The sequence below is a fragment of the Streptomyces sp. NBC_01016 genome (assembly GCF_026341035.1).
Taxonomy (GTDB): domain Bacteria; phylum Actinomycetota; class Actinomycetes; order Streptomycetales; family Streptomycetaceae; genus Streptomyces.
The window spans coordinates 166,346-187,008 of record NZ_JAPEOQ010000001.1 but is presented as its reverse complement, the minus strand read 5'-3'; the positions used below and the strand labels follow the sequence as shown (position 1 = coordinate 187,008).

The window sequence follows — 20,663 nt, the reverse complement described above, 5'->3', positions numbered from 1 at the left end:
GCCCCGCTTCATGCGGGGCGCCCCTTCGTGCGTGGAGGCCGTGACCGGAATCGAACCGGTGTGCTTCGCTTTGCAGGCGAATCCCTAAGCCACTCGGGCACACGGCCAAGCTGCGCCTCACGCTACGGGCACGTGATCACCGTCCTCAAGGCTTCCCGGCGCCCTGCAATGTGACTGCCATACGCCGTTCACACACCAAGCCGACCTACGACCAACGGACGACCCGAGAACCCGTCTCCGGACAGGGGTCAGCGCCCCCTACGCCCCTTACTCTGAACCGCATGGCCGCCCTCGAAGACGTCACTGACGACGCCCCCGCCCGCACCGTCCCCTCAGAGACCGAAGGTGTCCTCGGCCGCACCTATCGCGCGCTCAGCATCGGCATCGTCACCGTCGTGCTGCTCATCGCCTTCGAGGCGACCGCCGTGGGGACGGCAATGCCCGTCGCGGCAAGGGAGTTGGACGGGGTGTCGCTGTACGCGTTCGCGTTCTCCGGCTTCTTCACGACCAGCCTGTTCGGAATGGTGCTCGCCGGGCAGTGGGCCGACCGGAGCGGGCCGCTGGGCCCCGTCACGGCCGGGATCGGATCCTTCGCCGCGGGGCTGCTGCTCGCCGGGACCGCGGGCAGCATGTGGATGTTCATCGCCGGGCGGGCCGTGCAGGGGCTCGGGGGCGGGCTCGTGATCGTCGGGCTGTACGTCGTCGTCAGCCGCGCCTACCCGGAGCGGCTGCGGCCCGCGATCATGGCGGCGTTCGCGGCGAGCTGGGTCGTGCCGTCGATCGTCGGGCCGCTGGCGGCCGGGGCCGTGACCGAGCACATCGGCTGGCGGTGGGTGTTCCTCGGCATCCCCGTGCTCGTCGTGCTGCCGCTTGCGCTTGCGCTTCCCGAGGTGCGGCGGCGGGCCGGTGGGCCGCCCGAGGGGACGGCGCCCGCGCGCTTCGACCGGCGGCGCATCCGCCTCGCCCTCGGGATCTCCCTCGGTGCGGGCCTCCTCCAGTACGCCGCCCAGGACCTGCGGCCGCTGTCCCTGCTGCCCGCAGCCGTCGGCGTCGCCCTCCTCGTGCCGTCCGTGCTCGGCCTTCTGCCGCGCGGCACGTACCGGGCCGCGCGCGGGCTTCCGTCCGTGGTGCTGCTGCGCGGGATCGCGGCGGGGTCGTTCATCGCGGCCGAGTCGTTCGTGCCGCTGATGCTGGTGACGCAGCGGGGCCTCAGTCCCACCCTCGCCGGGTTCTCGCTCGCCGCGGGCGGCGGCACCTGGGCGTTCGGCTCGTGGCTGCAGTCCCGGCCGCGGGTCGAGCCGTACCGGGAGCGGCTCGTGGCCGGGGGCATGGTGCTGGTCGCCGCGGCCGTGGCCGTCGCGCCGAGCGTGCTGATCCCGGCCGTGCCCGTGTGGACGGTGGCGGTCGCCTGGGCCTTCGGCTGCCTGGGGATGGGGCTCGTGATCTCGTCCACGTCCGTGTTGCTGCTTCAGCTGTCCGCGCCCGAGGAGGCCGGGACGAACTCTGCCGCGCTGCAGATCTCCGACGGCCTCTCCAACGCGCTGCTGCTCGCCGCGGGAGGCGCCGCCTTCGCCGCGCTCGGCGGGGGAGCGGTGGGCACGGCGGGGCACGGTGTCGCACAGGGGGCCGGGGGCTCGCATCCGGCCGCGTTCGTCGCCGTGTTCCTGCCGATGGCGGCCGTCGCGCTCGTGGGCGTATGGGTGGCCTCCCGGCTGCGTGCGCACCGGTGACGTAGCCCTGACTCCGCGTAGAAGTGACGTGGAAGTCGACGCTCCGGGCCGTCAGTTGATCTGTGACACACGTCCCAACCACGCCGTCCCCGGCCTCGCCCAGCGCGCCCGTCAACCTCGGCACCGGTAGGGTGGCCCGGTTGTCATACGTAGCCGTGCCGTCCAGCTTTGAGTAACCGGAGACCGTGACTACTACATCCACCACTCCTTCTGCCTCGTCCGCCCACCTGTCACCCGCCTTCCCCGGCCGCGCCCCCTGGGGCACGGCCAACAAGCTGCGTGCCTGGCAGCAGGGTGCGATGGACAGGTACATCCAGGAGCAGCCGCGCGACTTCCTGGCGGTCGCGACCCCGGGCGCCGGGAAGACCACGTTCGCGCTCACCCTCGCGTCCTGGATGCTGCACCACCACGTCGTGCAGCAGGTGACCGTGGTCGCGCCGACCGAGCACCTGAAGAAGCAGTGGGCCGAAGCGGCCGCCCGGATAGGGATCAAGCTGGACCCCGAGTACAGCGCGGGTCCGCTCAGCAAGGAGTACCAGGGCGTCGCCGTCACGTACGCGGGTGTGGGCGTGCGGCCGATGCTGCACCGCAACCGCAGCGAGCAGCGCAAGACGCTCGTCATCCTCGACGAGATCCACCACGCCGGTGACTCGAAGTCGTGGGGCGAGGCCTGCCTGGAAGCCTTCGAACCGGCCACCCGCCGCCTCGCGCTCACCGGTACGCCGTTCCGCTCCGACACCAACCCGATCCCCTTCGTCCAGTACGAGGAGGGCAGGGACGGCATCCGGCGCTCGTCCGCCGACTACACGTACGGCTACGGCCAAGCGCTCGCCGACAACGTCGTGCGGCCCGTCATCTTCCTCTCGTACAGCGGCAACATGCGCTGGCGCACGAAGGCCGGTGACGAGATCGCGGCCCGGCTCGGCGAGCCGATGACCAAGGACGCCATCAGCCAGGCCTGGCGCACCGCCCTCGACCCGCGCGGCGAGTGGATGCCGAGCGTGCTGCGCGCCGCCGACGCCCGCCTCACCGAGGTCAGGAAGGGCATCCCGGACGCGGGCGGCCTCGTCATCGCCTCCGACCAGGAATCGGCCCGCGCGTACGCGAAGCTGATCCGCGAGATCACGGGCAGCAAGGCCACCGTCGTGCTCTCCGACGACACCGGAGCCTCGAACCGGATCGACGACTTCGCGGCGAGCGACGACCGGTGGATGGTCGCCGTCCGCATGGTGTCCGAGGGCGTCGACGTGCCGCGCCTCGCGGTCGGCGTCTACGCCACGACCATCTCGACCCCGCTCTTCTTCGCTCAGGCCGTGGGCCGTTTCGTACGGTCCCGCAGGCGCGGCGAGACGGCCTCCGTCTTCCTGCCCACCGTCCCCGACCTGCTCGGCTTCGCCAACGAGATGGAGGTCGAGCGCGACCACGTCCTCGACAAGCCGAAGAAGGACGAGGAGGAGGACCCCTACGCCGAGTCCGAGAAGGAGATGGACGAGGCGAACAAGGAGCAGGACGAGGACACCGGCGAGCAGGAGCAGTTCTCCTTCGAGGCCCTCGAGTCCGAGGCCACCTTCGACCGGGTCATGTACAACGGCGCCGAGTTCGGCATGCAGGCGCACCCCGGCAGCGAGGAGGAGCAGGACTACCTCGGCATCCCGGGCCTCCTCGAACCCGACCAGGTGCAGATGCTCCTCCAGAAGCGCCAGGCCCGCCAGATCTCGCACAGCAAGAAGAAGCCGGACAGCGAGGCCGACCTCCTGGAGCTGCCGGCCGACCGCCGCCCCGTCGTCTCCCACAAGGAGCTGATGGAGCTGCGAAAGAAGCTCAACACCATCGTCGGGGCGTACGTGCATCAGAGCGGGAAGCCGCACGGTGTCGTCCACACCGAGCTGCGCCGGGTGTGCGGCGGCCCGCCGAGCGCGGAGGCGACCGGCGGACAGCTGCGCCAGCGCATCGCCAAGGTGCAGGAATGGGCCACCCGCATGAAGTGACATGGGGATCAAGTGCGGGCAATCGCGCACATCTCCGGCCGTTGGTTGCCCGGATTCTGGACGGAGTCTTCCGCTCAGCGGGACGACCTCGCTACATTCCGGGCAACGCACACGCCCCGTGGCAGAGCCGCCGCGGAGCGCAGCCGGTGCGTCCAATGACAGCCGTAAGCAGCCCAGCGCCTGATCACCGACCGGCGGCCTCTGACGCGCGTCGCCCACGGGACAGGTGACGCGACCCCCGCGCAGAGACCGTCGTCCCTCACCACTAAGGAGTGGGCGTCGTGACCGCGGAGACCTCCCAGACGCTCGACCGGGGACTGCGCGTCCTCAAACTGCTCGCAGACACCGACCACGGCCTGACCGTCACCGAGCTCTCCAACAAGCTCGGGGTCAACCGCACGGTCGTCTACCGCCTGCTCGCCACCCTCGAACAGCACGCCCTCGTCCGCCGCGACCTGGGCGGCCGCGCCCGCGTCGGACTCGGCGTCCTGCGCCTCGGCCGCCAGGTCCACCCCTTGGTACGCGAGGCAGCGCTGCCCGCCCTGCGCTCCCTCGCCGAGGACATCGGGGCGACGGCCCACCTCACCCTGGTGGACGGTACGGAGGCCCTCGCCGTGGCCGTCGTCGAGCCGACCTGGACCGACTACCACGTGGCGTACCGCACGGGCTTCCGCCACCCGCTCGACCGGGGCGCCGCGGGCCGCGCCATCCTCGGCGCCCGCCAGGGCGTGCTCCCCGAGTCCGGCTACACCCTCACCCACGGCGAACTGGAGGCGGGCGCCAGCGGCGCGGCCGCGCCACTGCTGGGGGTGACCGGCCTGGAGGGCAGCGTGGGCGTGGTCATGCTCTCGGACTCCGTCCCGGAACGGGTGGGCCCCAGGGTCCTGGACGCGGCCCGCGAAGTGTCGGACGCGCTCCGGTAACTCCCTCGGCGACGGCGTTGCGCTCCGGGGCTCCGCCCCGGACCCCGCGCCTCAATCGTCGGCGGGGCTGGATTTTGCCGAAACGCCCTCACGTTAGAGTCAACCCGTGCTCAATCGCCTCAGCCGCCCCGTTGCCATCGCCGCCTGCGCGGCTCCGGTCGTCGCCCTCCTCGCGGTAGCGGGTTTCGCCCCGCTGCCGTTCTCCGTCGCGCAGCCCGGGCCCACGACGAACGTGCTCGGGAAGTCGGACGGCAAACCCGTCATCGACATCAGCGGCGCCCCCACCCGCCCCACGGACGGCAAGCTGCGCGCGGTGACCATCGTGGCGACGGGCCCCGACGCCTCCGTGCACCTCAGCGACGTACTCGACGGCTGGTTCGCCGAGAACCGCGCGGTCATGCCGCGCGACGCGGTGTACCCGTCGGGCGACTCGACGAAGGAGGTCGAGCAGCACAACCAGCAGGAGATGAAGGGCTCGCAGGACGCCGCCACCGAGGCCGCCCTGTCCTATCTCGGCAAGTCCTCGAAGGACATCAAGGTCGACCTCCAGCTCGGCGACGTCGGCGGCCCGAGCGCAGGACTGCTCTTCTCCCTCGGCATCATCGACATGCTGGACGGCGACGGCAGCGGCGGCGACCTCACCGGCGGGAAGTCCATCGCAGGCACCGGCACCATCGACGCCAAGGGCAAGGTCGGCCCGGTCGGCGGCGTCTCGCTGAAGGTGCAGGCCGCCGACCGCGACGGCGCCACGGTCTTCCTCGTACCGAAGGCGGAGTGCTCGGACGCGAAGGCCTCCGCACCGGATTCGATGAAGCTGATCTCGGTGAGCACGCTCAAGGGCACGATGACCGCGCTGACGAACATGGAGAAGGGCTCGGGCACGGTCCCGGAGTGCTGACGCTGAAGGACCGGACACTCACTTCTTGACGAAGCCCTCCTTCACCAGCCAGTCCTTCGCCACGTCGTGCGGGTCCTGCCCTTCGACGTCCACCTTCGAGTTGAGGTCCTGGGCGACGGTGTTGTTGAGCTTCTTCGTGATCGGCTCCAGGATGTCCGCCATCGCCGGGTACTTCTTGAGCGCCTTGGTGTTGATCGAGGGCGCCGCGTTGTAGTTCGGGAAGAACTTCTTGTCGTCCTCCATGACGTTCAGGTGCATCGCCTTGATCCGGCCGTCGGTCGTGTAGACCTCGCCGTAGGTGCAACTGCCCTTGGACGCCTGGGTGTAGATGATGCCGCTGTCCATCTGCGTGATGTTGGCGGTGGGCAGATTCATCCCGTACGCCTTCTGCATGCCGGGCAGACCGTCGGCCCGGTTGGCGAACTCGCTCTCCACGCACAGCGTGACGGCCTTCGGGTTCTTCTTGGCGAGCGCGGCGACGTCGGAGAGCGTCTTGGTGCCGTACTTCTTGAAGTTGGCGTCGTTCATGGCGAGCGCGTAGGTGTTGTTGAGCTCGGCCTGCGGCAGCCAGGTGATGCCGTTCTTCTTGTCGGCCTTGGCCACGGCCTCGTACTGCTTCTGCGGGTCGGTGATCGGGTCCGAGTTGCCGAGATACGTGATCCAGGCCGTGCCCGTGTACTCGTACATGGCGTCGGCGTCACCGGACTTGATGGCCTCGCGGGCGCCGATGGAGCCCTGGATGCCGGTCCGGTCGAGGACGTCCGCGCCGGCCGCCTTGAACGCGATGCCCATGATCGCGCCGAGCACCAGCTGCTCGGTGAACTCCTTGGACGTGACGGTGATGTCCGCGCCCGCCAGGGGCTTGCCCTTGCCGACGGAGCCGGGCTGCACATCATCGACCAGCGGGCTGCCACTGGTCAGTCCGCAGCCGCTCGCGAGGAGCGCGATCCCGCAGCTCGCCGCGACCGCAACACGTACGCGGTACTTCATGGGCTTCACGGGGTTGAAGGACCTCATGAGCGCACCTCCAACCCGCGCGGGCGCAGCAGCAGTTCGGCCAGCGAGGCCAGCCAGTCGACGAGCAGGGCCAGCGCGATCGTCAGGATCGAGCCGAGCATCAGGACCGGCATGCGCTGGTTGGTGATCCCGGTGGTGATGAGGACGCCGAGGCCGCCGCCACCGCCGAAGGTGGCAAGCGTCGCCGTACCGACGTTGAGGACGAGCGCCGTGCGCACGCCCGCGAGGATCAGCGGTACGGCGAGGGGGAGTTCGACCTTGCTCAGCACCCCCATCGGCGACATCCCGATGCCCTTCGCCGCTTCGAGGAGCGTCGGATCGTTGGCCTTCAGGCCCGCGATGGTGTTGGAGAGCACCGGCAGGATCGCGTAGATGATGATGCCGATCAGGGCCGACTTCTCGCCGATGCCCAGCCAGATGACGAGCAGGGCGAGCAGGCCGATGGCCGGGGTGGCCTGGCCCATGTTGGCGATCGCCAGGGCGAACGGGGTCGCCTTGCGGAACATCTTGCGGGTCAGCAGGATCCCCAGCGGGATCGCGATGATCAGCACGAAGAACGTCGAGATCACCGTCAGGCTGATGTGCTGGCGCAGCGCCTTCCACACCTTGCCGCCCGCGATGGCGTTCTCGGAGATCGTGTCGAGGTCGGCGTTGCGGAACCAGAGCCAGGTGATCAGCAGCACGAGGATCAGGAACACCGGAAGGAACGTCAGCTTCTTCCAGGTGATGCGGGACGGTTCCTTCCGGGCGGGCGGGGAGGGCGGCGGTGCCTCCTGCTCGCCCTGGCCCTCGTCGCGGAACGCGAGGCCCTTGACCTCGTGTTCGCCCTCGGGGCGCGCGCCGTTCGGAGGCGATTTTCGGGACGGTGTGCTCACGCCTTCGCCTCCCCGCCGGCGCCCTGGGAGCCCTCCTGCTCGAGGTGCGTCTGCTCGGCGCGCTTCTCCTCCAGCTCGTGCTGGTGCTCGACCGCTTCGAGGCGGTCGGCGTCCAGGAGTTCGTGCACGGAGTTCATCAGCGTCTCCATGTCGACGACGCCCTCGTACGCGCCCCGCCGCCCGGTCACCGCGACGCGGCCCGCGTTGTCGGTGAGGACCGCTTCGAGGGCGTCGCGCAGGGTGGCGTCGCGGGTGACGGTGTCGTGCACGAGGGTGCCCGCGCGGGCGAGGGAGCCCTTGGCGCGCATCAGGTCGCCGCGGCGCAGCCACTTGTAGGGCCGGCCGCGCCTGTCGAGCAGCAGCAACTCGTTCGTGCCGGCCGCCCGCAGCTTGTTGAAGATGTCCTGCAGCGGGTCGTCGACGTGCACCGTCGGATAGTCGGTGACCTCCACGTCGCGTACGCGGGTGAGGTTGAGGCGTTTGAGAGCGGCCCCGGCGCCGACGAACCCGGAGACGAAGTCGTCCGCCGGGTTGGTGAGGATCGCCTCCGGGGTGTCGAACTGCGCGATGTGCGACTTCTCGCGGAGCACCGCGATCCGGTCGCCGAGCTTGATCGCCTCGTCGAAGTCGTGCGTGACGAAGACGATCGTCTTGTGCAGCTCGTGCTGGAGCCGGATCAGCTCGTCCTGGAGGTGGTCGCGGGTGATCGGGTCGACGGCGCCGAACGGCTCGTCCATCAACAGGACGGGCGGGTCCGCGGCCAACGCCCTTGCCACGCCCACGCGTTGCTGCTGGCCGCCGGAGAGCTGGCGCGGATAGCGGCCGTGGTACTCGGCGGCGTCGAGGCCGACCAGGTCGAGCATTTCTTCCACCCGCGCCTTGATCTTCGACTTGGACCAGCCGATCATCTTCGGCACGAGCGCGATGTTCTGGGCGACCGTCATGTGCGGGAAGAGCCCGGAGGACTGGATCGCGTACCCGACCTTGCGGCGCAGCTTCACCGGGTCCATGTCGGTGACGTCCTCGCCGCCGATGCGGATGCGGCCGCCGGTCGGCTCGATCAGCCGGTTGATCATCTTCAGCGTCGTGGACTTCCCGCAGCCGGACGGGCCGACGAAGATGATCAGCTCGCCCGCCTTGATCTCCATGTTGACGCTGTCCACGGCGGGGTCGGTGGAGCCCGGATAGCGCTTGGTGAGGTTCTCCAGCTCGATGCTGGCCCCGGACGCCTCGGGGGCCCCGGACGGCTCGGTCGTCGCGGTCGTCGTGGTCTCAGGCACGGATCCCCCTCGGGATGGTCAGCCGTCCGATGAGGACGTACGCGGCGTCGAAGAGCAGGGCGAGGATGATGATGCCGAGCGTTCCGGCGAGCACCTGGTTGAGCGCGTTGGCGCTGCCCAGGGAGGCGATGCCGCGGAAGATCTCGTTGCCGAGTCCGGGGCCCGAGGCGAACGCGGCGATGGCGGCGATGCCCATCAGCATCTGCGTGGAGACCCGGATCCCGGTGAGGATCGGCGGCCAGGCGAGCGGCAGTTCCACCTTGAACAGGCGGGCGGTCCGGGACATCCCGATGCCCTTCGCCGCGTCGATGAGCGCCGGGTCGACGCCGCGCAGGCCCACGATCGCGTTCCGCACGATCGGCAGCAGCCCGTACAGGGTCAGCGCGATGACGGTCGGTGCGACGCCGAGCCCCACGATCGGGATCAGCAGACCGATCATGGCGAGCGAGGGGATGGTCAGAATGGTCGAGGTGGCGGTCGTCGCCAGGTTCCCGGCCCATTCGCTGCGGTACGAGACGATGCCGATGACGATGCCGATCAAGGTCGCGAGGACCATGCACTGGAAGACGGCGCTCGCGTGTTGATAGGCGTCGGCGAGCAGCTGCTGGTGCCGGGCGCCCAGGTAGTCCCAGAAGTTCATCGCACCTCACTCCCGGGCGGTGCTCGGATAGCCGTCAGGAATCTCCTGACGCCTGCTCCACGAGCGGGATGATCCGCAGCGGAACAGGATTTTCCATGACGATCGCCGTGGAAGCCCGGACGATGCCATCAAAACCGACAACCCGGTCGATCACACGTTGAAGATCCGCGTTCGAGCGGGCCACGAGGCGGCACAGCATGTCCCCGCTACCGGTCGTCGTGTGCAGTTCCAGGACCTCGGGGACGCCGTCCAAATGGGTCCTGACATCGGCTCCTTGCCCCTGCCTGATCTGCAGCGTCGCGAACGCGGTGACCGGGTAGCCGAGCGCCGCCGGGTCCACCTGGGGGCCGAACCCGCGGATGACTCCGTTCGAGGTAAGCCGGTCGAGGCGGGCCTGCACGGTGCCGCGCGCGACGCCGAGCCGGCGGGACATCTCGAGCACCCCGATCCGCGGTTCGCGCGCGAGCAGCACGATGAGCCGCCCGTCCAGATCGTCGATCGCCATGTACGCCTCCGCCGTCGTCCCGCTGCCGTCCCGTCGCCGGGTGGTCACCCTGTACAAGCAGCCCGCAGAAACGGACCCTCCACTGGTCAGATTGCCCAGTGAAAACGCAAACTATTGCGCACCTTGCGGACCGGCGGGAGTCTCACGGTATGACGCAGACCACACAGCACACCCCCGACACCGCCCGGCAGGCCGATCCCTTCCCGGTGAAGGGGATGGACGCGGTCGTCTTCGCCGTGGGCAACGCCAAGCAGGCCGCGCACTACTACTCGACCGCCTTCGGCATGAAGCTCGTCGCCTACTCCGGACCGGAGAACGGCAGCCGCGAAACGGCCTCCTACGTCCTCACCAACGGCTCGGCCCGCTTCGTCCTCACGTCCGTCATCAGGCCCTCCACCGAGTGGGGTCGTTTCCTCGCCGACCACGTCGCGGCGCACGGCGACGGCGTCGTCGACCTCGCCATCGAGGTCCCGGACGCGCGCGCCGCGTACAAGTACGCCACCGAGCACGGCGCCCGTGGCATCGAGGAGCCGTACGAGACGAAGGACGAGCACGGCACCGTCGTGCGCGCCGCCATCGCCACGTACGGCAAGACCCGCCACACACTGGTCGAGCGCTCCGGCTACGACGGCCCCTACCTGCCCGGCTTCGCGGCCGCGGCCCCGATCGTCGAGCCTCCGGCCAAGCGCACCTTCCAGGCCATCGACCACTGCGTGGGCAACGTCGAGCTCGGCAAGATGAACGAGTGGGTGGCGTTCTACAACAAGGTCATGGGCTTCACGAACATGAAGGAGTTCGTGGGCGACGACATCGCGACCGAGTACAGCGCGCTGATGTCGAAGGTGGTCGCGGACGGCACCCTCAAGGTGAAGTTCCCGATCAACGAACCGGCCATCGCCAAGAAGAAGTCGCAGATCGACGAGTACCTGGAGTTCTACGGCGGCGCCGGCGTCCAGCACCTCGCGCTCGCCACGAACGACATCGTCGCGTCCGTAAAGGCCATGCGTGCGGCGGGAGTTCAGTTCCTGGACACCCCGGACTCGTACTACGACACCCTCGGCGAGTGGGCGGGCGAGACGCGCGTGCCCGTCGAGACGCTGCGCGAGCTGAAGATCCTCGTCGACCGTGACGAGGACGGCTACCTGCTGCAGATCTTCACCAAGCCGGTCCAGGACAAGCCGACCGTCTTCTTCGAGATGATCGAGCGGCACGGCTCCATGGGCTTCGGAAAGGGCAACTTCAAGGCGCTCTTCGAGGCGATCGAGCGGGAGCAGGAGAAGCGCGGAAATCTCTGACCGGCGCTCGTAGGCTGGCCTCATGGCCAGGATGAACGATGTAGGCGGAACGACAGGGTTCGGCGCCATCGACACCACCGATGACGCCGAACCCTTCCACGCGGACTGGGAGGCGCGGGTCTTCGCGCTCCAGCGCGCGCTGCTCGTCCAGAAGGTCTTCAACCTCGACGAGTTCCGGGACGCCATCGAGACGATGCCGCCCCAGGAGTACCTCGCGGCCTCGTACTACGAGCGCTGGTTCCACGCGATCCGGACGCTCCTCGAACGCAAGGGCGTGATCGAGGAGGGGGTGCTCGACCGTGTCTGACTCCGAGCAACCCGCATACGTGGCCGGGGACTTGGTCCGTACGTACCGGCACGACCCGCCGCACCACACCCGCCTGCCGCGCTACGCCCGCGGCAAGCTCGGCGTCGTCGTCGAGCCGGAGGGCCGGGCGCCGCTCGCCGACGTGCGTGCGCAGGGGCGTGGGGACGCGCCCGTCGAGATGGTCTACGCGGTGCGGTTCGCGGCGCGCGAGCTGTGGGGCGAGGGCGAGCACGACGTCGTCCTCGACCTGTCCGAGAGCTACCTGAGGAAGGCCGAAGGCGATGTCCGGTAACCACGACGACGCGGTGATCTCCCGCCAAGTACGGCTCCTGGAAAGCCTGTTGGAGGAAAAGGGCATCGTCGGCGGCGAGACGGTCGACGAGGTCATCGACGGCTTCCTCGCGGGCGCGTCTCCGGTCAACGGGGCGAAGGTGGTGGCCCACGCCTGGACCGACCCGGCGTTCAAGGAGCGGCTGCTCGCGGACGGCTCGGCGGCGGTGGCCGAACTGGGCTTCTCCAGTGGGGGAGTTCAGCCCCAGAGGCTGCGCGTCACCGAGAACACGGCCGACGTGCACAACATGATCGTGTGCACGCTCTGCTCCTGCTACCCGCTGCGACTCCTCGGCCCGTCTCCCGGCTGGTACAAGAGCGAGGCGTACCGCTCGCGGGTGGTGCGCGAACCCCTCGCGGTGCTGGGTGAGTTCGGCGTGACCCTCCCGGACGACGTCAAGGTCACCGTCTGGGACTCCAGCGCGGAGACCCGCTACATGGTCCTGCCGAGGCGCCCCGCCGGAACGGATGGGCTGAGCGAGCCGGAGTTGGCGTCCCTGATCACCCGCAACGGCCTGATCGGCACGGCTTTGGTGTGACCCACTCAAGCCCCGCCTTTGGACGAGAGCCTGCGGGGTCCGGGGCAGAGCCCCGGTAGTAAGGGGTTCACACAGGTGGCACGGAGTGCGAGGCTGTGATCATGAGCCGCACACTCATGGAAGAGCTCCGCACGGGCCTGCCCGCGGAAGCGATCCTCGTCGACGCCGACGTCACCGCCTCGTACGCCCACGACATGGCGAGCTTCTGCGACGCCGGCACGCCGGCCGTCGTCGTCCTGCCGCGCACCGTCGAAGAGGTCCAGCACGTGATGCGCACGGCGACCGCGCTGCGCGTCCCGGTCGTCCCGCAGGGCGCCCGCACGGGCCTGTCGGGCGGGGCCAACGCGAGCGAGGGCTGCATCGTCCTCTCGCTCGTCAAGATGGACCGCATCCTGGAGATCAACCCGGTCGACCGGATCGCCGTCGTCGAACCGGGCGTCATCAACGCCACGATCTCCCGCGCGGTGAACGAGCACGGGCTCTACTACCCGCCGGACCCCTCCAGCTGGGAAATGTGCACCATCGGCGGCAACATCGGCACGGCCTCAGGCGGCCTGTGCTGCGTGAAGTACGGAGTGACGGCGGAGTACGTGCTCGGGCTCGACGTCGTCCTCGCCGACGGGCGGCTGTTGCAGACGGGCAGGCGCACCGCGAAGGGCGTCGCCGGCTACGACCTGACGCGGCTCTTCGTCGGCTCCGAGGGCAGCCTCGGCATCGTGGTGAAGGCGACGCTCGCGCTGAAGCCGCAGCCGCCCCAACAGCTCGTGCTCGCCGCCGAGTTCGGCTCGGCGGAGGCCGCCTGCGACGCGGTCTGCCGGATCATGGAGGGCGGGCACGTCCCGTCCCTGCTCGAACTCATGGACCGTACGACGGTCAAGGCCGTCAACGACATGGCCAACATGGGCCTGCCGGAGACCACGGAGGCGCTGCTCCTCGCCGCCTTCGACACCCCGGACCCCACTGCGGACCTCGCGGCCGTCGGCGCGCTGTGCGAGGCCGCGGGCGCCACCCAGGTCGTGCCCGCGGAGGACGCCGCGGAGTCCGAACTGCTGCTCCAGGCAAGGCGGTTGTCGCTCACCGCCCTCGAAGCGGTCAAGGGCACCACGATGATCGACGACGTGTGCGTGCCCCGCTCCAAGCTCGGCGAGCTGCTCGAAGGGGTCGAGCGGATCGCCGAGAAGTACGACCTCACCATCGGGGTGTGCGCGCACGCGGGCGACGGCAATACGCACCCCACCGTCTGCTTCGACGCGCAGGACGCCGACGAGGGGCGCCGCGCCCGTGAGTCGTTCGACGAGATCATGGCGCTCGGCCTCGAACTCGGCGGCACCATCACCGGCGAGCACGGCGTCGGCGTGCTGAAGAAGGAGTGGCTCGCCCGCGAGCTGGGCCCGGTCGGGGTCGAGATGCAGCAGGCGGTGAAGGCGGCCTTCGACCCGCTGGGCCTGCTCAACCCGGGCAAGCTGTTCTGATGGCTGTCCTGATCGCTGTCCCGATCCCTGCTCTGGTGACCGTCCTGATCGCGGGGAGTGCGGCCCCGGTCACGTACGGCCCGCATAAAGGACGAAAGCCTCATGTGACGGGGTGCACTCCGGCGGGATCCTGAAGGGGTCGCACGGCCGGCCGTCAGGGCGCCGGCCGGCATCCCGCAGCCCGATGAGGTCCCGCCGATGAGCGCCAGCAACGTCAGCCGTAACCACGACAAGTCCGCCCGCCGCCGCAGGACGACCGCCGCCGTACTGGTCGGCGCCATCGCGCTCTCCTCCGTCGGCCTCGCGGTCGGCACGGCGGTCGCCGACCCGGGCCCCGCCCCGGCGGGCGCCACGCTCACCGGCACGTTGGACCCGGGCACACCTTCCGAGTGATCCCGCCCCCGTGCCGGGCCCCTCACAGGTCGTCGGAGGACGACTCGTCCCCCGGCCACGGGTCGCACAGGTACAGGTCGTCGGCGGCCGGGGCCGTGGTGAGCAGCTCGGCCAAGGCGTCGTCGATGCCGAGCTGATCCGTCTCCGTGCCGGGCGGCACCGCCCGCAGCGTCCGCTCCAGCCAGGCCGAGACCTGCGTGGTCGGCATCTCGAGCAGCGCGTCCCCGTCCGGCGAACTCAGCGCCACCAGAACCACGCTGCGCCCGTCCACCTTCGTCGGCCACACCCGCACGTCCCCGTGCCCGCACGGCCGGAACACCCCCTCCACGAGCAGCTCGCGGGCGAACGTCCAGTTGACCGGGTGGTGCGAGCCGATGTGGAACGTGATGTGGACGGCGTAGGGATCGTCGGTTCGGTAGGACAGTCGGGCCGGGACGGGGATGCTCCGCTCCGGCGAGAGCACGAGCTTCAGTTCCAGTTCGCGTTCCACCACGGTGTGCATGTCGTGCGTTTCCTCTCCGTCGTACGGGTCCGGAGCGGGCCCGTTGGAAGGTGAGAGCGCGATCTGCCGGGAGCATTACGCGAGTTCGACGAAGATATTTCTCCGCTCTCCGACAAGGGGCGTCACGTTCCCCGAAAAGTGGTCCGTAACGGTGGAGCGGCACGGGCGGGCGCGGCGGTCTGATAGATGTGGAACCCACAACAAGACCCCCGAGCAGATACGGGACGACGGACATGAGTGCGCCAACCCCGGCCCCCGGTGACGACAGGCCCCGCGAAGGCTACTACCCCGATCCGTCCATTCCCGGATATGTCCGGTACTGGAACGGGGCTGCGTGGGTCCCGGGCACCAGCCGCCCCGCCCCCTCCGACGGACAATCCCTTCCGGCCCCGCCCGGTGGGGGTGCCGCCCCCGCCCCCAACTCGGTGTCCGAGCCCCCTCCCGCGGAGGAGACAGGACCCGTCTTCCTCGACGAGGAGCCCTCCATCCGTACGGAGATGGGGCCCTCGGACCACGGCGCACCCGCGGCTCCCGAGCCCGCGTCCGCCTGGGGGGCCAACACCGCCCGGCAGACGGGCTTCGGCACCGAGCAGGCGAACAGGGTCTCCTGGGGCGCGGCCCCGGGCGCCGAGACCCCCGAGCAGGCCTCCCCGGAGGCGGCCCCGCCGCCGGACCGCACGGACGGCACGGTCAAGCTCCGCGCCATGCAGCAGCCGGGAGGCGGGCAGCAGGCCCCCGCCGACGGCACGATGGCGTTCCGCGCGCTGCCGAAGCAGGATGGGCAGAGCGGGCAGAGCGGGCAGGGCGGTGGGTCCGCCACGCCGGGCCAGTCCCAGGCGCAGGCCCGCGCGGGCCTGAACCCGCAGCCGGCTCCGCAGGCCCCGGCCGCCCCGGCCCAGCCGAACGTCCCGCAACAGCAGCCGCAGCAGCACCAGCCCCAGCAGCCGCAACAACAGCAGCCGCCCCAGGCGCAGGCGCACCTCCAGAGCCCCATGACGCAGGGGCCCGGCGGCGGCTCCCCTTCGTGGCCGCAGCAGGTGCACCAGCTGGCGGGCCAGGGGCAGGCGCAGGGACAAGGCCCGGCCCAGGGTCAGGCGCCCGCCGCGGACCCGAACGGTCCGGTGACGCCGTTCAAGCCGGTCGCCACCGACCCGTTCCTCGCCGCGGCGCAGGCCGCGGCGGCGGCCCGCCCGGCAAGCCTCGGCAAGCGGCTCGCGGCCCGGCTCATCGACTCGGTCGTCGTCGGCGCGGTCACCGCGATCGCCGCCGTACCGCTCGGCACCAAGGCCGCCGACCACATCAACGGCAAGATCGACGAGGCGAAGGCCTCGGGACACCAGGTCACGGTCTGGCTGCTCGACGGCACGACCGGCATGTACCTGGGCATCGTGCTCGCGGTGCTGCTCGTGGTCGGCACGCTCTACGAGGCGCTGCCGACCTCGAAGTGGGGCTACACCCTCGGCAAGAAGCTGCTCGGCCTGACGGTCCGTGACATCGAGGAGCACGAGGCCCCGACGTTCGTCTCGGCCCTCAAGCGCTGGATCGCGTACAGCGTGCCCGGCGTCCTCGTCGTGGGCGTCCTCGGCGTCCTGTGGGGCGCCTTCGACCGCCCGTGGCGCCAGTGCCTGCACGACAAGGCGGCGGGCACGTTCGTGGCGGCCGACTGACGGCAGGGTCGTCCGACCGACGGCAGAGTCATCCGACTGACGGCAGGGTCATCCGGACGGCGGCCCGCCACGTGCACGGCGGCGGGGTTCGCGTTCCACTCGGGCCATGAGCACCGAACCGCCGCCCTCCGGGTCCGGCCAGCCGCCGGACGACGACCCGTTCCGTAAGCCGCCGCCCAACGACCAGGGCGGCGGCTCGCCGTACGACAACTCCCAGAACCCCTACGACTCGGCGCCCCCACCACCGCCACCGCCCCCGTACGGCGGTGATCCCTACGGTGGCGGCTACGGCGCCGCCGACCCGCTCGCGGGGATGCCGCCGCTGGCCGACAGCGGCAAGCGCGTCCTCGCGCGGATCATCGACATCATCCTCATCGCGATCGTGGTGGGCCTGCTGTCGTGGATCTTCGGGGTCGGCCAGTACAACATCGACACCGACGAGATGGACGCGGGCAAGCGGCTCGCCCAGTCGCTGATCGGGGCCATTCTCTACGTCGGCTACGACACGATCATGACGGCGAAGACCGGGCAGACGCTCGGCAAGAAGTGGCTGAAGCTGCGCGTCGCCAACCTGAGCGACGGCGCGACGCCCAGCATGCAGACCAACCTGTTGCGCGCGGTCGTCCTGTGGGTGCCCGCGGTGTTCTGCTGCGCCTGCATCTGGACAGCGATCTGCGGCGGCTGGAGCTTCTTCGACAAGCCCTACAAGCAGGGTCTGCACGACAAGGCGGCGAAAACCGTGGTGGTCAGCGCCGCCTGACAGAAGTCCACACCGGCGAACCGGCGGGTCCGTGTCTCACGGGCCCGCCGGTTCGCGTGCGCGTGAGGCCTCGGCCGAGGCCGAGGGGGAGGGGACCCTGGTGCTGAGGCGCTGCGCCGGCACCCGCTCCTCGGCGGAGCCGGGTCCGGCCTCGGGATCTCGTTTGCGGGTCGGCACCGACATCGCCACGAACAGTCCCAGAATGAGCGCCGAGACGGCGATGACCGGGACACCGGGGCCCGATTCGGTCTGGGACAGCAGGACCATGGCGATGGTGGAGCAGACGACGGTGGCCGAACCGTAGGCGAGCTGAGCGACAGTCGGGCGAGGCATGGTGAGATCCGTCCTCGTGACATCGGGGGACTATTCGGACCTGTGCCCGAGCAGAGCACCCGGTAAGCATGCCCTAAGCATTGCCGCAGGAGCATGGGGGGCGCACGGAGTCACCGGGTCCGCCAAGTGGACGGCAGGGCGCGCCTGTTGCCCATGGAGCGGGCGCTGTCGATCCGTCCGTATTCCGAACCAATCGCTCTGCATAGTGCAAAGTGAATGTCTCAGTCAAGGTCTATTATTTCTTCTCTACCTCCGGTCAAATGACGTCACTTGTGACGCGTGGCGCTCACGCCACGGAGGAGGGGACCACTCAAGTGACCACCAAGAGACGGGCGTTGAGATCGGTCGCCGTGTTCGCGACCCTCGCCGCCACCGCGGCCACGGGCTCGCTCGCGGCGACCACCGCTCAGGCCGACACCCCGGCCAGGACGAGCGCGACCGCCGACGGAAAGACGTACGGGGGCAAGGGCCACGTCTTCGACGGCCCGTTCAGCAAGCAGCAGGAGAAGCAGCGGCAGGCGGCGCTGCAGCAGGTCCTCCAGGGCGACTCGAAGGTCCAGGAGAAGCACGGCTCCAAGGTCGTGGAGCTGTCGAAGGGCAAGTACGTAGAGCTGGGCCGCGAGCGCACGGACAAGATCTTCACGATCCTGACCGAGTTCGGCGACAAGGTCGACAACACCACTCTGGTCGACCGCGCGGACGACGACACCGACGAGCTGAAGCCCAAGTACGGCGGCACGCCGGGCCCGCTGCACAACCGGATAGCCGAGCCGGACCGTGCCAAGGACAACAGCACGGCCTGGCAGAAGGACTACAACTCCCAGCACTACAAGGACCTTTACTTCGGCGACGGCAAAACCGCCTCCGGCAAGGGCGCCGAGTCCCTCAAGACGTACTACGAGAAGACCTCATCGGGCCGCTACTCGGTCGAGGGCGAGGTCTCCGACTGGGTCAAGGTCGAGTACAACGAGGCCCGTTACGGCTCCAACTACTGCGGCGCCGACAACTGCCCGAACGTCGAGGACCTGGTCCGCGACGGCGTCAACGCCTGGGTCGCGCAGCAGAAGGCGGCCGGCAAGTCGGACGCCGACATCAAGGCCGACATGGCCCAGTACGACCAGTGGGACCGCACGGACCACGACAACGACGGCAACTTCAACGAGCCCGACGGCTACATCGACCACTTCCAGATCGTCCACGCGGGCGAGGACGGCTCGGCCGGCGGCGGCGCGCAGGGCGGCGACTCCCTCTGGGCGCACCGCGGTTACGCCTTCTCCCGCGACGACGGCGACACGGGCCCGTCCGGCTTCAAGGCGGGCGGCACCCCGATCGGCGACACCGGCATCTGGGTCGGCGACTACACGATGCAGCCGGAGAACGGCGGCCTCGGCGTCTTCGCCCACGAGTACGGCCACGACCTGGGCCTGCCGGACCTGTACGACACGACGTACACCGGCGAGAACTCGGTCGGCTTCTGGTCGCTGATGTCGGCGGGCTCCTGGCTCGGCACCGGCAAGGACTCGATCGGCGACATGCCGGGCGACATGACGGCCTGGGACAAGCTCCAGCTCGGCTGGCTGAACTACGACAAGGCGAAGGCCGCCACCAAGTCGACGCACAAGCTGGGTGTCTCGGAGTACAACACCAAGCTCAAGCAGGCGCTCGTCGTCGAACTGCCGAAGAAGAACGTCACCACGGACATCGTGAAGCCCACCGAGGGCGCGAAGCAGTGGTGGTCGGACTACGGCGACGACCTGGACAACACCCTCTCGCGCACGGTCGACCTGACCGGCAAGACATCGGCGGCCCTCGAACTCGACGGCTGGTACGACATCGAGAAGGACTACGACTACCTGTACACGCAGGTGTCGACCGACGGCGGCGCGAGCTGGAAGACCATCGACGGCACCGCCGACGGCCAGCCCCTCCCGCGCGACGGCGGCGACAAGCCGGCCCTCACGGGCACCAACGGCAAGTTCCAGCACCTGAGTTACCCGCTGGACGCCTACGCCGGCCAGAAGATCGACGTCCGCTTCCGCTACAAGACCGACGGCGGAGTGGCCCAAATGGGCTTCGCCTTCGACAACTTCACGGTCAAGGCGGACGGCGCGACCCTCTTCTCCGACAACGCCGAGACGGAGCAGGCGGGTTGGACCACGCGCGGCTTCTCCCGCGTCGGCGCCTCGATCTCCGGCGACTACCCGCAGTTCTACCTCGCCGAGAACCGCCAGTACGTGAGTTACGACAAGACCCTCAAGTCCGGCCCGTACAACTTCGGTTGGCGTGACGGCGGCGCCAAGCAGAACTGGGTCGAGCACTACTCCTACCGCCCCGGCCTCATGGTCTGGCAGTGGGACACCTCGCAGCGCAACAACAACGTCGGCCAGCACCCCGGCAAGGGTCTGATCCTCCCGGTCGACGCGCACGCGAAGCCGCTGAAGTGGTCCGACGGCAAGCTGATCACCAACAAGATCACGCCGTACGACGCCGCCTTCGGCCGCTACCCGGTCCCCGGCATGAAGCTCCACAAGCTGGGCGTCGAAACGAAGATCCCGGCGCAGGCCGGCGTCCCCGTCTTCGACGATCACAAGGGCACGTACTGGTACGAGGAGAACCCCACGGGAAGCGTGCGCACAACTGACACCAACACCAAGATCAGCATCGTGAAGCAGCCGCTCGACGGCTCCTCGATGACGATCAAGGTGGGCCCCTCGGCCAAGTAGCACGGCAAAACCGCAGGTCAGAAACGTATCGGCCGCGACCCTCTAGCGGGGTCGCGGCCGGTCGTGTTTAGGTGCGTCCTGTGAGTTCCTTATTGACACTACGTCCCACGGGGGTGTGACAGTCATGTCCGCAGGAGGGTTCTGCAAGCTGCCGGGAGGCACCGTGGTGGTCGCTCTGACGCTGCCCGCGCCAGGCCCCGGCGACGGCGCCGTACGGTTCCTGGTGCACGCCACGAACCGGGCCCGCGCCCTGACCCGCCTGCGCAATCTGGGCCTGCGCGCGGTCTACCTCAGAGGCAACGCCCAGCCACCGACCCCGGACGAGATAACGGCGGTCCTCCACCACCCGGACGGCCTGATCTGGCGTACGGCCCCGGACACAAGATCCGGCGAACTCTGGCACCCCATACGCACCCTCTTGCCGGGCAGAGTGAGCCCGTCGGGCGTCTGAGCCCATCCAGCCCCGCCGGCGTTTGAGGCGCGGAG

21 protein-coding genes and 1 tRNA gene are annotated in these 20,663 nt (G+C 69.6%); 14 read left to right on the top strand and 8 right to left on the bottom strand.

Annotated elements, in window-relative coordinates; translation table 11 throughout:
- Positions 1–32: 32 nt before the first annotated feature.
- Positions 33–107: transfer RNA gene (locus OG746_RS01065), tRNA-Cys, on the bottom strand.
- Between the two features lie 174 nt (positions 108–281).
- On the opposite strand from OG746_RS01065, the gene OG746_RS01060 reads away from it, so the two are divergent.
- The 4 genes from OG746_RS01060 to OG746_RS01045 all read left to right on the top strand — a co-directional run bounded on the left by OG746_RS01060 (position 282) and on the right by OG746_RS01045 (position 5,539).
- The gene (locus OG746_RS01060; protein WP_266710839.1) at positions 282–1,730 is read left to right on the top strand and encodes an MFS transporter; all 1,449 of its coding nucleotides are present in this window, start codon (positions 282–284) and stop codon (positions 1,728–1,730) included.
- A gap of 185 nt (positions 1,731–1,915) precedes the next feature.
- Complete coding sequence (locus OG746_RS01055) at positions 1,916–3,718, top strand: DEAD/DEAH box helicase (RefSeq protein WP_266710837.1); 1,803 nt, start codon at positions 1,916–1,918, stop codon at positions 3,716–3,718.
- 281 nt (positions 3,719–3,999) lie between these two features.
- Positions 4,000–4,641 carry an IclR family transcriptional regulator gene (locus tag OG746_RS01050; RefSeq protein WP_266710835.1) on the top strand — a complete coding sequence of 214 codons (642 nt, stop codon included), beginning with the start codon at positions 4,000–4,002 and terminating at the stop codon, positions 4,639–4,641.
- A gap of 106 nt (positions 4,642–4,747) precedes the next feature.
- Entirely contained in the window at positions 4,748–5,539 is a 792-nt protein-coding gene (locus OG746_RS01045; protein WP_266710833.1) for a S16 family serine protease, read from the top strand.
- 18 nt (positions 5,540–5,557) lie between these two features.
- Here OG746_RS01045 and OG746_RS01040 read toward each other — a convergent pair whose 3' ends face one another.
- From OG746_RS01040 to OG746_RS01020, 5 genes are read right to left on the bottom strand one after another with little or no spacing between them, the layout of a single operon-like run.
- Positions 5,558–6,529, bottom strand: coding sequence for a glycine betaine ABC transporter substrate-binding protein (locus tag OG746_RS01040; protein ID WP_266718641.1), 972 nt, complete (start codon positions 6,527–6,529; stop codon positions 5,558–5,560).
- A gap of 23 nt (positions 6,530–6,552) precedes the next feature.
- Entirely contained in the window at positions 6,553–7,431 is an 879-nt protein-coding gene (locus OG746_RS01035) for an ABC transporter permease (protein WP_266710831.1), read from the bottom strand.
- Entirely contained in the window at positions 7,428–8,711 is a 1,284-nt protein-coding gene (locus tag OG746_RS01030; RefSeq protein WP_323179533.1) for a betaine/proline/choline family ABC transporter ATP-binding protein, read from the bottom strand. The genes OG746_RS01035 and OG746_RS01030 overlap by 4 nt, the downstream gene beginning before the upstream one ends.
- Positions 8,704–9,351, bottom strand: coding sequence for an ABC transporter permease (locus OG746_RS01025; RefSeq protein WP_266710829.1), 648 nt, complete (start codon positions 9,349–9,351; stop codon positions 8,704–8,706). The genes OG746_RS01030 and OG746_RS01025 overlap by 8 nt, the downstream gene beginning before the upstream one ends.
- A 34-nt stretch (positions 9,352–9,385) precedes the next feature.
- The gene (locus OG746_RS01020; protein WP_266710827.1) at positions 9,386–9,856 is read right to left on the bottom strand and encodes an Lrp/AsnC family transcriptional regulator; all 471 of its coding nucleotides are present in this window, start codon (positions 9,854–9,856) and stop codon (positions 9,386–9,388) included.
- Between the two features lie 149 nt (positions 9,857–10,005).
- On the opposite strand from OG746_RS01020, the gene hppD reads away from it, so the two are divergent.
- From hppD to OG746_RS00990, 6 genes are all read left to right on the top strand, one after another.
- Positions 10,006–11,151 carry a 4-hydroxyphenylpyruvate dioxygenase gene (gene hppD, locus OG746_RS01015; RefSeq protein WP_266710825.1) on the top strand — a complete coding sequence of 382 codons (1,146 nt, stop codon included), beginning with the start codon at positions 10,006–10,008 and terminating at the stop codon, positions 11,149–11,151.
- A 22-nt stretch (positions 11,152–11,173) separates the two neighbouring features.
- Positions 11,174–11,458 (top strand): SH3-like domain-containing protein, encoded by a 285-nt coding sequence (locus tag OG746_RS01010; RefSeq protein ID WP_266710823.1) that lies wholly within the window; start codon positions 11,174–11,176, stop codon positions 11,456–11,458.
- A complete protein-coding gene (locus OG746_RS01005; protein WP_266710821.1) occupies positions 11,451–11,750 on the top strand; it encodes an SH3-like domain-containing protein in 300 nt (99 codons plus the stop codon). Before OG746_RS01010 ends, OG746_RS01005 begins: the two co-directional genes overlap by 8 nt.
- Positions 11,740–12,327 (top strand): nitrile hydratase subunit alpha, encoded by a 588-nt coding sequence (gene nthA / locus OG746_RS01000; protein ID WP_266710819.1) that lies wholly within the window; start codon positions 11,740–11,742, stop codon positions 12,325–12,327. The genes OG746_RS01005 and nthA overlap by 11 nt, the downstream gene beginning before the upstream one ends.
- 101 nt (positions 12,328–12,428) lie before the next feature.
- The gene (locus tag OG746_RS00995; protein WP_266710817.1) at positions 12,429–13,799 is read left to right on the top strand and encodes an FAD-binding oxidoreductase; all 1,371 of its coding nucleotides are present in this window, start codon (positions 12,429–12,431) and stop codon (positions 13,797–13,799) included.
- 198 nt (positions 13,800–13,997) lie between these two features.
- Positions 13,998–14,192 (top strand): hypothetical protein, encoded by a 195-nt coding sequence (locus OG746_RS00990; protein ID WP_266710816.1) that lies wholly within the window; start codon positions 13,998–14,000, stop codon positions 14,190–14,192.
- A 22-nt stretch (positions 14,193–14,214) separates the two neighbouring features.
- Here the strand turns inward: OG746_RS00990 and OG746_RS00985 are convergent, their stop codons facing one another.
- Positions 14,215–14,694, bottom strand: coding sequence for an SsgA family sporulation/cell division regulator (locus OG746_RS00985; RefSeq protein WP_266710814.1), 480 nt, complete (start codon positions 14,692–14,694; stop codon positions 14,215–14,217).
- 233 nt (positions 14,695–14,927) lie between these two features.
- On the opposite strand from OG746_RS00985, the gene OG746_RS00980 reads away from it, so the two are divergent.
- Both OG746_RS00980 and OG746_RS00975 read left to right on the top strand, forming a co-directional pair.
- Entirely contained in the window at positions 14,928–16,361 is a 1,434-nt protein-coding gene (locus tag OG746_RS00980; protein ID WP_266710812.1) for an RDD family protein, read from the top strand.
- Positions 16,362–16,467: 106 nt separating this feature from the next.
- Positions 16,468–17,121 carry an RDD family protein gene (locus tag OG746_RS00975; protein WP_266710810.1) on the top strand — a complete coding sequence of 218 codons (654 nt, stop codon included), beginning with the start codon at positions 16,468–16,470 and terminating at the stop codon, positions 17,119–17,121.
- A gap of 36 nt (positions 17,122–17,157) precedes the next feature.
- Here OG746_RS00975 and OG746_RS00970 read toward each other — a convergent pair whose 3' ends face one another.
- Positions 17,158–17,454, bottom strand: coding sequence for a hypothetical protein (locus OG746_RS00970; RefSeq protein ID WP_266710808.1), 297 nt, complete (start codon positions 17,452–17,454; stop codon positions 17,158–17,160).
- A 314-nt stretch (positions 17,455–17,768) separates the two neighbouring features.
- Here OG746_RS00970 and OG746_RS00965 point away from each other — a divergent pair, with 314 nt between their 5' ends.
- Positions 17,769–20,177 (top strand): immune inhibitor A domain-containing protein, encoded by a 2,409-nt coding sequence (locus OG746_RS00965; protein ID WP_266710806.1) that lies wholly within the window; start codon positions 17,769–17,771, stop codon positions 20,175–20,177.
- Positions 20,178–20,301: 124 nt separating this feature from the next.
- A complete protein-coding gene (locus tag OG746_RS00960) occupies positions 20,302–20,628 on the top strand; it encodes a hypothetical protein (RefSeq protein ID WP_266710804.1) in 327 nt (108 codons plus the stop codon).
- Positions 20,629–20,663: the final 35 nt, after the last annotated feature.